The sequence below is a fragment of the Arachidicoccus sp. genome (assembly GCF_050436765.1).
Lineage (GTDB): Bacteria > Bacteroidota > Bacteroidia > Chitinophagales > Chitinophagaceae > Arachidicoccus.
In genome coordinates, this window is sequence record NZ_JBNQGD010000007.1 from 1 (window position 1) to 12,493 (window position 12,493).

At 38.1% G+C, this 12,493-nt stretch carries 8 protein-coding genes and 1 pseudogene; all 9 read left to right on the forward strand.

Annotation, left to right across the window (positions count from 1 at the left end):
* Window positions 1-359, forward strand: a pseudogene (locus tag ACQR30_RS00300) (SusC/RagA family TonB-linked outer membrane protein); the annotation flags it as partial.
* A 26-nt stretch (window positions 360-385) separates the two neighbouring features.
* Window positions 386-2,035 carry a RagB/SusD family nutrient uptake outer membrane protein gene (locus ACQR30_RS00305; RefSeq protein WP_429729623.1) on the forward strand — a complete coding sequence of 550 codons (1,650 nt, stop codon included), beginning with the start codon at window positions 386-388 and terminating at the stop codon, window positions 2,033-2,035.
* Between the two features lie 634 nt (window positions 2,036-2,669).
* Complete coding sequence (locus tag ACQR30_RS00310; protein ID WP_429729626.1) at window positions 2,670-5,129, forward strand: glycoside hydrolase family 95 protein; 2,460 nt, start codon at window positions 2,670-2,672, stop codon at window positions 5,127-5,129.
* 31 nt (window positions 5,130-5,160) lie between these two features.
* A complete protein-coding gene (locus tag ACQR30_RS00315) occupies window positions 5,161-6,462 on the forward strand; it encodes a glycosyl hydrolase family 8 (RefSeq protein WP_429729629.1) in 1,302 nt (433 codons plus the stop codon).
* Between the two features lies 1 nt (window position 6,463).
* Window positions 6,464-7,354: a sialate O-acetylesterase gene (locus ACQR30_RS00320; protein WP_429729632.1), complete on the forward strand. Its 891-nt coding sequence runs from the start codon at window positions 6,464-6,466 to the stop codon at window positions 7,352-7,354.
* A 48-nt stretch (window positions 7,355-7,402) separates the two neighbouring features.
* A complete protein-coding gene (locus ACQR30_RS00325; RefSeq protein WP_429729635.1) occupies window positions 7,403-9,334 on the forward strand; it encodes an alpha/beta hydrolase-fold protein in 1,932 nt (643 codons plus the stop codon).
* Window positions 9,335-9,399: 65 nt separating this feature from the next.
* On the forward strand, window positions 9,400-10,512 hold the full coding sequence (locus ACQR30_RS00330) for an alpha/beta hydrolase-fold protein (RefSeq protein WP_429729638.1): 1,113 nt from the start codon (window positions 9,400-9,402) through the stop codon (window positions 10,510-10,512).
* A gap of 43 nt (window positions 10,513-10,555) precedes the next feature.
* Window positions 10,556-11,476 carry a prolyl oligopeptidase family serine peptidase gene (locus ACQR30_RS00335; protein ID WP_429729642.1) on the forward strand — a complete coding sequence of 307 codons (921 nt, stop codon included), beginning with the start codon at window positions 10,556-10,558 and terminating at the stop codon, window positions 11,474-11,476.
* Window positions 11,473-12,372 (forward strand): alpha/beta hydrolase, encoded by a 900-nt coding sequence (locus ACQR30_RS00340; protein ID WP_429729645.1) that lies wholly within the window; start codon window positions 11,473-11,475, stop codon window positions 12,370-12,372. The genes ACQR30_RS00335 and ACQR30_RS00340 overlap by 4 nt, the downstream gene beginning before the upstream one ends.
* The last annotated feature ends 121 nt before the right edge of the window (window positions 12,373-12,493 follow it).

Below are 12,493 nucleotides of genomic sequence, written 5' to 3' on the forward strand. Positions count from 1 at the left end.
AATCTACTACTGTTCTCAATCATTGGACAAATGAAGGTGATAATACGAATATGCCGAGATTATTAGATAATGATTTAGTAGGGAATAGCCGTTTTTCTACAAGATGGTTGGAAGATGGTTCCTATATACGATTTAAAACTTTGACCTTAGGATATACGTTCCCTCTGACAGGAATCTTTAAAGGGATATTTAAAAGTGCAAGAATATTAGCTACGGCACAGAATTTATATACCATCTCTAAGTATAAGGGATATAGTCCGATAGCTGTTAATTATAGCAATCCAATAATGTATGGGGTAGATTATGGAAATGTTCCGCCTTTAAGGTCCTTTATTTTTGGAGTTCAGTTAGGTCTATAAGATTAATAATATTTAATAAAAATACAATGAAAGTTTATTATAAGAAGGAAATAAGAAACCAATCTTTATTATTACTGATTTTACTTTTGACGGTACTTTCTTTTTCCAGCGGGTGTAAGAAATTCTTAGAGCCTGCCCCCAAAGATGTTGTACTAGAGTCAAATTTCCCAAAGAGCTATTGGGATGCCGAATTTCTTTTAAGAGGAACATATCAAGCCTTGCAACCTCTGGTAGAATATCAATTTATTTTGGGAGAAATGAGGGGTGATTGGGTTACACCAGGTTCAGGTGCAAATGATGATATTTTACAGCTGGCGAATGAAAAAGTGACTGGAGATAATAAATATACTGAATGGCAACCGTACTATGATTTGATTAATAGAGCAAATTATTTAATTTCCATTATAAACAAAGTGCCACTGGATTCTACCTATTTTTCTACAACAACAAGAGCGCAATATGTTGGCGAAGCTAGATTTTTGAGGTGTTGGGGCTATTTTCAGTTGGTTGAAAATTTTGGGTCGGTTCCATTTGTTTGGAGTGCAATTGATGACATAAGCAAGGTGGATACGTTATATAACATACCTCCCTCATCAGAAGATTTAATACTTGATTCTATAGAAGTAGACTTAAATAGAGCTTATTCTGAAACCGATAGTAGAATTTATGTTCCTAATAGCTTCGATGCAGGCCTAAGAGAAAGTTATACAACAGATCAATTAAGAGTAAGAAAGCAAAGTGTTTGTGCGCTACAAGCAGAAGTATACTTGTGGAGAAATAAATATAACGATGCACTCAATGCCTGTAAAAATTATAATTTGATTCAAGGCCTTCCAGGGGGAATGAATGCTAGTTGGATGAATGTTTTTTCAAATATTCCTGATGTATATGCGCAAGAACCACTCATAAGAGTAGAGTTTAGTTTCAGCGCAAGAGAAACAAATTCCTTAATGATGTTAACCTCGAACGATCCAGCTTCGGGCGGGAAATACATGGTCGCTCCTTCTATGGTTGCAATGAAGGCATATGACCCTTCTTACCCAAACAGTATATCCAAAAGTAATCTAGATAACGAATTATATAGAGGATTCGGATACTCTTTTGCGGGGAGTGCTCCTTATTATAATAGACTAAATAGTGATCCTGTTATCTGGAAATTTATTGGATTAGGGGCCGTTGCTCCAGATACTGTAAACGTCAGTCCGACAGTACGTGCACCGTACCAGAGTGATTTCTCGTTTTATTTATATCGTTGTGCAGATGTGTCTTTATTATGGGCTGAAGCTGCTAACCGCACGGGTGATAAGGCTACGGCCATATCCCAGATAAACGGCGTGAGAGGTAGAGTGGGTATGCCAAATGCAACCGTAGCAACAACTAGTGAAGATAGTATTTCGGTCAACTCTTCGACCGAAAAAATTGAAGATTATATCTTAAGAGAAAGGGGACTCGAATTAGGATTTGAAGGCAAAAGGTGGTTTGATTTAATGAGATTTTCTAGGCATCGTGGTACACCAACTTCTCCAGATATTAACTATTTGGTAAGTCACGTAATTCAACGTGTTTCTGATGATGAGAAAGCTGGAGTCACTTCGATATTATCTGATACAAAAAACTGGTATTTGCCTTATAATAATAAAGAGGTTCAATTGAATCCATCTTTAAAAAATAATTAAACAGCTTCGATAGATTAGATTTTAGAAGCCTTTATTCGCTAAAATTTATTTTTGCTTTCTGCATATTCAAGCCACTCCTGATTTTTTTAATTATTGGGAGGGCTTATTTTTTGAGTTTTTCATTTCTATTTTTGGACAAAATATTATGTAAATGCCTTCATATCTGATAGGTTTTATTTGAAATTTGAACTTCTCCTTTGTCTTATCTAAAATAAAATAATTAAATTATCGTTTTATTTTTGATAAAATATGATTTCGGCAGACACTTACCCATTGACTGTATTTATTATTTCTGCTTAGCAACTTGATTCTATGATGGTCTTATGACCGATTTATGTTTTTTTCAATACATCGCTTAGATAGATTTTAATAATAATGAAATTGAATATTAATTTTTAGAAATAATAATTGTCAGTTTGATAATTATTTCCTAATTTAGCCTTACAAATGTTTAGTTGGGTTTAAAAAATTAGGATCAGATTTTAATGAAGGTAAAATAAGGTTGACGCGTAAATCATATTTTTTTTTCTCTATTGCGCAATCGATTGCAATTCAGAAAATGTGGTCAATCTTTATAAATACTAATATCACACAAAACAGATATTTTTATATTGAAAATATAATAACAATAATAATGAAGATCTTATTGATAGCATTTTTCCCATTTATTTTTATCCCCGCTTTTTCTCAATCCAATACCAACTTAAATCTCTGGTATAATAAACCTTCTGGGGAAACTTGGGAAAATGCTTTACCAATTGGCAATGGCAGATTGGGCGCAATGATTTATGGAAACCTACCTACGGAGATTATTCAATTAAATGAGGGTACTCTTTGGAGTGGACGCCCTAATCGCAACGATAATCAGGCCGCTTTGGCTGCCTTGCCCAAAATAAGATCATTAATTTTTGGTGGACAATATAAAGAAGCTGAGGATTTGGCAAACAAGACCATCATTAGTAAAAAATCTCAAGGGCAGATGTTTGAACCAGTGGGTAATTTGAATCTCCAATTTAGCGGTGCAGAAAACTACACCGATTATTACAGATCTTTAGATATAGAGAATGCTATTGAAAAAACTACTTATACCATTGGGGACGTTAAATTTAAAAGAGAAGCGCTGGCCTCTTTTCCAGATAATGTAATAGTGATGCATTTGACGGCAAGTAAGGCTGGACGTATTTCCTTCAAAGCATTCTTCTCGACACCGGAACCTAATGCAGTTATAGAAACCACCGTGTCCAAAGAGCTTACAATTGCTGGAACCACTATCGACCACGAAGGTGTTAAGGGTGAAGTGAAATATAAAGGGATAGTTAAGTTCAAATTATCTGGAGGAAGCGTTATTGCAAATGATACTTCTGTAACGGTGAAAAATGCAGATAGCGTTACACTTTATATTTCTATTGCCACTAATTTTATTAATTATCACAATTTAAGTGGTAATGAAAATCTGAAAGCTGAAAGTTATTTAAACAAAGCTTTTGCCAAATCTTTCTCAACAATTCTACATGCGAACATTCAGGCATACCAAAAATATTTCAATCGGGTAAAAATTAATCTGGGCAAAACTGCTGACTCTAAACTTCCAACAGATGTACGCTTAAAAAACTTTGCGACAGATAACGATCCGGGCTTCGCTGCGCTTTATTATCAATATGGTCGTTATTTGTTGATATCTTCTTCTCAGCCTGGTGACCAGCCTGCCACCCTTCAAGGACTTTGGAATAACAAATTGTATCCGCCGTGGGATAGCAAATACACAATTAACATCAACACCGAAATGAATTATTGGCCAGCTGAAAAAACCAATCTTTCGGAAATGCAGCAGCCATTATTCGATATGATAAAAGATTTGTCGATAACTGGCAAAAAAACGGCGCATGATATGTATGGTGCGCGGGGTTGGATGGCTCATCATAATACTGATATTTGGCGGACTACGGGTGGTGTTGATGGTGCGTTTTGGGGTATTTGGAGTAATGGTGGCGGATGGCTTAGTCAGAGCTTGTGGGAACATTATTTATACAACGGAGATAAAAAATACTTAGCTTCTGTATATCCGATACTTAAAGGTGCAGCGACTTTTTATGTGGATTTTTTAGTGGAAGATCCCCATAACCACTGGTTGGTTCTTTGCCCTGATATGTCGCCGGAGAATTCGCCAAAATCGCATCAAGGCGCTTCTATCGACGCCGGTACAACAATGAGCAACCAAATTGTTTTTGACATTTTCAGCAAAACAATTCGAGCTGCAGAAGTTCTTCATAAAGATGCTGCCTTTGTAGATACTTTAAGGGAAATGAGAAGTCGCCTGGCTCCAATGCAAATTGGTCAATATGGACAACTGCAAGAGTGGTTGGAGGATTTAGATAATCCCAACGATCATCATCGACATATTTCCCAATTGTATGGATTGTTCCCATCTAATCAAATTTCGCCCTATCGAACGCCCAAGCTTTATAGCGCTGCTAAAAATACATTAATCCAACGTGGAGATGTATCAACGGGTTGGAGTATGGCGTGGAAGATTAACTGGTGGGCAAGAATGCTGGATGGGAATCATGCCTATAAGTTGATTAAAGAGCAACTTTCGCCTGTAGGTACAAATGAAGGCGGAGGTGGAAATTATAATAATCTTTTTGATGCACATCCGCCTTTTCAGATTGATGGGAATTTTGGCTGCACTTCGGGCATTACCGAAATGCTGATGCAAAGTGACGACGGTGATATAGACTTGATTCCGGCACTTCCTGATGAGTGGGCGACAGGCAGTATTAGCGGCCTTCGTGCAATTGGGGGATTTGAAATTGTAGACCTGCAGTGGAAGAATGCCAAGATTGTGAGGCTGTCTATTAAATCAACTATTGGCGGCAACCTTCGTTTGCGCGTGCCTAATTCTTTGGCGTTTGCAGATGGGTCGAAGATTAAAATTGCTATTGGAAATAATTCCAATTCATTTTATCAAACGGAAAAAATAAAAGACCCGATCATTTCTGATAAAGCAAAAATAACGTTACCGAAATTGAGGAAGACTTTAGTTTACGACATATCAACAAAAAAAGGAAGCACCTATAATTTGATTGCGGATTAATAAAGTGAATGACAAATTTTAAAAGTAGTTCATGATTATAGTCAAAAAAATAAGCCTACTATTTGGAAACAGAAAAATCTGCTATCTAATTACCTGTTTGCTTTTGCTGGGCTTTAATATTGTTAAGGCACAAGTAGATAAAGGGTCATTTTATACAAATGATTATCCAAATTACTTCCTGAATGCGGGGTATAGCCAAAAAGACATCGACGCAAAAGTTGATAAGGCATATGATGATTTATTTAACGGACCGAACAAGGTTTATTTTGAAGTCGGTGATTCCATGGCCTATATAACAGATTTGAAAAATCATGATGCAAGAACGGAAGGGCTCTCTTATGGCATGATGATCGCGGTCCAATTAAATAAAAAAGATGTATTTGACAGGATATGGCGGTGGAGCAAAAAATATTTGCAGCATCAGGATGGACCACGCAAAGGTTATTTTGCTTGGAGTATTAATCCCAAAACGATGAAACAAAACTCTCCGGGAACTGCCTCGGATGGTGAATTGTATTTTATAACAGACTTGTTATTTGCTTCCAATAGATGGGGCAATAATACGGGTATAAATTATTATAAAGAAGCGCGTTTTATTTTGGATAACATGTGGAGCAAAGATGGCACTAGTGGAGGTGTATTCAATATTATCAATACCCAACATAAACAAATATGTTTTACGCCGGAAGGCAGAAATTATAATTATACAGATCCTTCCTATCAATTACCTGCTTTTTATGAAGTTTGGGCGTTGTACGCAAAGGATGGTCATGAAAAATTCTATGCGGATTGTGCGGATACAGCAAGGGCTTTTCTTCACCGTGCTTGTAGCGCGTCAACCGGCTTAAATTCTGACCTTGCAGACTTTAATGGACAACCATATGGAAGTTGGCTACATCCGGCGTTTCGTTACGATTCTTGGCGTGTTCCAATGAATATTGCAATGGATTATAATTGGTTTAGAAAAGATAAAAAATGGCAACGGGATTATGCGAAACGTATTCAGATCTTTTTTAAATCAAAAGGAATCGATTCATTTAAAGACCAGTTTAATTTGGATGGCTCTGTACCTGATCAAATATTGCAAGCCGGTGGAGTCAAGGAGCTTCGCCATTCGCTGGGTCTGGTGGCGACTGTTGCTTCAACTGAAATGATTCGAAAAGATAATTTCGATTTTATACACGCATTATGGAATGCCAAACTTGTACCTTATAAGGATGGTTATTTCGACTCTTACTATGATGGTTTATTGTATTTATTCAGCCTTATGCATTTAAGTGGAAACTATCAACTAATAAAACCTTCACTAACGATTTTAAACAGAAATCAGTAATATGAAAAATATTAAAATAAATTTTAGTAGACTTAATAAACGATTCATATTGGTGCTGATGATGCTGTGCTTTATGGCGTTGCACTGTTTTGCACAAGATCAGAAGTTTTACATATTTCTTTGTTTTGGCCAGTCTAATATGGAAGGCCATGCGAGGATTGAGCCTCAGGATACCACTGTTAATAGTCGTTTTCAGGTAATGGAAGCGGTCGATTGCCCCAATTTGCATAGGGAAAAAGGAAAGTGGTATACTGCTGTTCCTCCTTTATGCCGTTGTACGACAGGATTAACACCTGTTGATTATTTTGGCAGGGCACTTTTACTACATCTTCCAAAAGATGTAAAAGTAGGCGTTATTAATGTAGCTGTTGGCGGTTGTAAAATAGAACTTTTCGATAAAAATAATTATAAAGATTACGCTGACTCAGTTCCGGTTTGGATGAAAAACATGATTAAGCAATATGATGGCAATCCTTATGGACGATTGGTTGAGATTGCTAAAATTGCTCAAAAGTACGGTGTAATAAAGGGAATACTCTTGCATCAAGGTGAATCTAATACAGGTGATGAAAATTGGCCTACAAAGGTAAAAGGTGTCTATGATAATCTTCTCAAGGATTTGCATCTTAATGCTGCTTCGGTGCCTTTGATTGCCGGAGAAGTTGTTAATGCTGATCAAGGAGGTATTTGTGCCAGTATGAATACGATTATAGATAAACTGCCGCAAACTATTCCTACAGCGCATGTTGTTTCCTCGAAAGGTTGCTCCGTTTGGAAGGATCATTTGCACTTTGACGCTGCAGGTTATAGAAAATTTGGGGAGAGATATGCGACGACAATGCTGCCATTGCTTGAATATAAGGCTAATGAAAAGGGTAGTTTAAAAAAATAAATAACAAGTCTTAAATACGTCCTTCTATTAAATTAATACAATCAAAAAATGAAATACGCTTTTCTTTTCCTGTTATTTGCTATTGCATTATCAAGTACTTCTAAGGCTCAGTCGGTTATTGGACACGCGCAACCGGGTTTTGACCAAGTCCAAGCCGATATTTCACATGGAGAAATTGATACGATTTATTACAAATCAAAAGCGGTAGATACCATTCGTAGAGCGCTTGTTTATACGCCACCCGGTTATTCTAAAAATAAAAAGTACCCTGTTTTATATTTACTACATGGCATAGGTGGAGACGAATATGAATGGTTGATGAATGGTCACCCTGAAGTAATCCTGGATAATTTGTATGCTCAAGGAAAAATTGTTCCCATGGTTGTTGTTTTGCCTAACGGTAGAGCGATGAAAGATGACAGAGCTACTGGAAATATTATGGCACCCGATAAGGTAAAAGCCTTCGCTACATTTGAAAAAGATTTATTGTCTGATTTGATTCCCTACATACAAAAGCATTTTTCTGTTTATACCGATAGATCCCATCGTGCCATTGCAGGTTTGTCAATGGGCGGGGGGCAATCATTAAATTTTGGTTTGGGGAATCTTGATAAATTTGCTTGGGTGGGCTCTTTCTCGGCTGCGCCCAATACAAAGACACCGGAAGAATTAGTGCCCGATCCGGCGATGGCAAAAAAAGAATTAAAACTACTGTGGATTTCCTGCGGAGCTAGTGACGGTTTAATCAGCTTTAGTAAAAGAACACACGATTATCTGGTTAAAAACAATGTGCCTCATATTTATTATATCGAACCGGGTGTGCACGAATGGAAGGTATGGAAAAACGGTTTGTATATGTTTTCTCAATTAATCTTTAAAGCCGTTGACACCTCTACCTTTTCTAAATACCCAGTTGTAGGGGCACCAGCTTCTACAAATATCCGCGGTGGGGAGTATCCACAGATTTTAGCTGACCACCGTGTAATATTTCGTATAAAAGCCCCCGATGCGAACAGCGTTCAGATAGACTTAGGTAAGAAATATGATATGGTAAAAGATGCCAATAGTTACTGGACAGTTACAACAGATTCCATTGGGGAAGGATTTCATTATTATTCTTTAATTATTGACGGTGTTGCCGTCGCTGATCCTGCTAGCGAAACCTTTTATGGTATGGGAAGAATGGCCAGCGGCATTGAAATTCCTTTTGGGGATGGTGATTTTTATGCACTAAAAAAAGTCCCCCACGGAGATATTCGAATAGAGAATTATTTTTCTAATGTTACCAATTCATGGAGACAACTATACATTTATACACCTCCGGGATACGATGAAAACACCAATGTCAAATATCCCGTTTTATACATATTACATGGAGGTGGTGAGGACGAAACAGGATGGGCTCATCAGGGTAAAGCAAATTTAATTTTAGATAACCTTATTGCTGCACAAAAGGCTAAACCAATGTTAATCGTGATGCCGGATGCAAACATAGGTTTCGGCGGGTTTAATCCGGAAGGTATTGAACTTGGAATGAAGCTTTTTGAAAAAGAAATGAAACAAGCTATTATTCCATTCGTAGAGAATAAATATCGAGTAAAAACAGACGCCAACAACCGTGCTTTAGCGGGATTATCGATGGGAGGGATGCATACACTTTATACAGGCCTTTATAATACGGATATGTTTGCATATATCGGTGTTTTCAGCTCTGGGTGGATAGTTCCCATGATGGACAAAACAGCTAACGCAGAATATGCATTTATGAAGGAGCATGCTGATAAGATAAATGCCCATCTAAAGGAATTCTGGATTTCAGAAGGAGGTCCGGAAGATATTGCTTATAAAAATGGGAAAATAATGTTGCACAAATTAGATCAATTGAAAATAAAGTATACTTACTATGAATACCCTGGTGGACATAGCTGGCCGGTATGGAGGAATGATTTGCTCCATTTTGCACCGTTGCTTTTTAAGTAAATCTAAAATTCAATTTTTTAAACGCTAAGTTTTCTATATAAAAATCATCATTTAAAAAATATACAATGAAATCAAAGCAAGCAATTATTTTCTCCGTAGCCCTACTGGTCGGTCAAATGTGTTTCGCGCAAACAAATGTTCTCGAAGACTTCAAGCCTTCAACACTTAACCAACCGGGGCAGGAATTTCCAGAGGTGAACTCTCAGGGTTATGCCCGATTCAAAATTAAAGCGCCTGAGGCGGATAGCATTCGGGTGAGCCTGGGTTTAGGCGGTAGAGGCGGTACCCTGCTTACGAAAGGGGCAGATGGTTTCTTTACAGGTACTACGGAAGGGCCGATGGATGAAGGCTTTCATTACTACCACCTTTCTGTTGACGGGGGAACTTTTAATGACCCCGGTGCACTGAACTTCTATGGTTCTACACGGTGGGAAAGTGGTATTGAAATACCTGCTCATGACCAGGATTTTTATGCGCTGAAAGATGTTCCACATGGTAATGTCGTTCAGATCCTTTTTAATTCAAAAAGTACCCATTCGCAGCGCCGCGCTTTCGTATATACGCCGCCCGGATACAATAAGAATATTTCAAAAAAATATCCCGTATTATACTTGCAGCATGGCTGGGGCGAGGATGAAACGGCCTGGAGTAACCAGGGACGCGTAAACCTTATCATGGATAATCTGATTGCCGAAGGCAAAACAAAACCATTTATTATTGTGATGACTTACGGGATGACTAACGAATTGAAATGGGGTCACATGAAGGATTTTAAAATTGAGCCATTTCAAACCGTGTTAGTTGATGAATTAATACCTTATGTAGATTCCCATTTTCGCACAATAGCAAATAGAGAACATCGTGCGATGGCTGGTCTTTCAATGGGTGGTATGGAAACCCACGCAATCACGCTGAATAAGTCTAATGTATTTTCTTATTATGCATTGCTGAGCGGTGGTATCTACACACCGGAAGAACTTAAAGGCAAAACAAAACCGACACTCATTTTTATAAGTTGTGGCAGCAGGGAAAGACCTGACGGAGTTAAGAATGCTGTAACTGCATTAAAAGGAGCAGGGTATAATGCCGTTTCCTATGTTTCTGAAAATACTGCGCACGAATTTCTTACCTGGCGTCGTAGCCTGCATGAACTTGCGCCGATGTTATTCAGGAATTAAAACAATTTGCGCCATTGCTTTTTAGAAAATAATTTATCTTGATATGAGATATTTGCTTTTTACTGTTTTATCTTTTTTTTGCATTCATTGTTTTGCTCAGCAAAGTATAAAAAGCTGGAAAGACGTAAATTATGCTGGTGATAGGATGATTTATCACAAACTTGATATTTCCTTGCCGCAAGAAAATCGAGCCACATACCCTGTTGTTATAGTCATTTATGGAAGTGCTTGGTTTGGCAATAGTTTCAAAGGTATGGCGATGCAAACATTAGGCAGACCATTAGTGGATGCAGGTTTCGCAGTAGTTGCGCCTAATCATAGATCATCAAAAGATTCAGTCTTCCCTGCGCAAATAAATGATATAAAGTCTGCGATTAGGTTTGTACGGGCGAATGCGGCCAAATACCATTTTGACACAAGTTTTATCGGAATTACCGGGTTTTCGTCGGGTGGTCATTTAGCTGCGCTTGCCGGGACTTCGGGTGGTGTTACAGAATATACTGTAGGAAAGGTAACAGAAAATATTGAAGGCAACGTTGGTCTTAATATGAAATTTAGAAGCGGTGTGGACGCAGTGGTAGATTGGTTTGGTCCTACTGATATACGAGTGATCGATTCTTGTCGCAGTGGAGCGGGTGTCATTACGCCCAATTCGCCTGAGGCCTATTTAATTGGAGGTCCCATAAAAGATAATCCTGAAAAATGTGCTTTAGCGAATCCTATAACTTATGTAGACGCAGGTGACCCGCCGTTTCTTATTTTTCATGGAGACAAAGACCCATTAGTGCCGATATGCCAAAGTGAGATGATGAATACCGCACTCAAAAAAGCCAAAGTGCCTTCACAATTTATCGTAGTGCCGGGTGGTCGGCATGGGCCTGGTGTAATGGAGGAAAAATATTATAAAGTAATGGTTGATTTTTTTAATAACCAATGGAAGCTTAGAAAAAATAAAAACAAATGAAAAAATTAAAAATTTACTTCATTTGGATGTGTTTATTTCCATTCGCTGTTCAGGCACAACGAACCGTAAATCTTTATCCCAAGGGTATTCCCAATGCCAAAAGAACTACATTAAAAGACATGCCTGAAAATCCAGCTGAAGGTTTAATCCGTCGTGTTATTACACCAACACTGGAAATGTATTTACCTAAAGAAAATGCCGGGAGAGCGGCAGTCGTCATTTGCCCGGGTGGTGGTTACAGTGTCTTGGTTTATGAAGGCGAAGGCGTAACGACAGCAAAGGCATTCGCTAAAAAGGGAGTAGCCGCATTTGTGTTGAAATACCGATTGCCTAATGATTCCTTCCAGGTGAATAAAACAATAGCGCCTTTGCAGGACGCGCAACAGGCCATTAAAATGGTGCGCGACAGCGCATCTATTTGGAACATTGATGCAAACAAAGTGGGTATTATGGGTTTTTCCGCCGGAGGACACGTGGCATCCACTGAAGCCACACATTTTAGTAAGGCACTCATTGAAAACAAAAGCAACACCAATCTTCGACCGGATTTTCAAATATTAGTCTATCCGGTTATTAGCATGCAGGATAATTTAACACACAAAGATTCGCGCAAACAATTATTGGGAGTGAATCCTACCAAAGAAACGATAGACCTTTATTCTAATGAATTGCAAGTGAATAATGATTCTCCTCCAGCTTATATAACCCAGGCTGCAGATGACAAAGTGGTCGACGTCGATAATAGTATTGTTTATTTTGAGAGACTCAGACATCATCATGTGCCGGTCGAAATGCATATTTATCAAAAAGGCAATCACGGTTTTGTGTTTAAGCATCCGGGCTGGATGGTACCGCTATTTGAATGGATGCAGAGCAACAATTGGATGAATAAATAAACCCTATAGTCATGAAGAAATTTTTAAACATTGAACTTATTATGAAACAAACAGTAGTTAAAAAACTTTGCCTACCCTTGCTCATCGCAACAGGTCTCGCCATTAACCCGGCTTTCGCTCA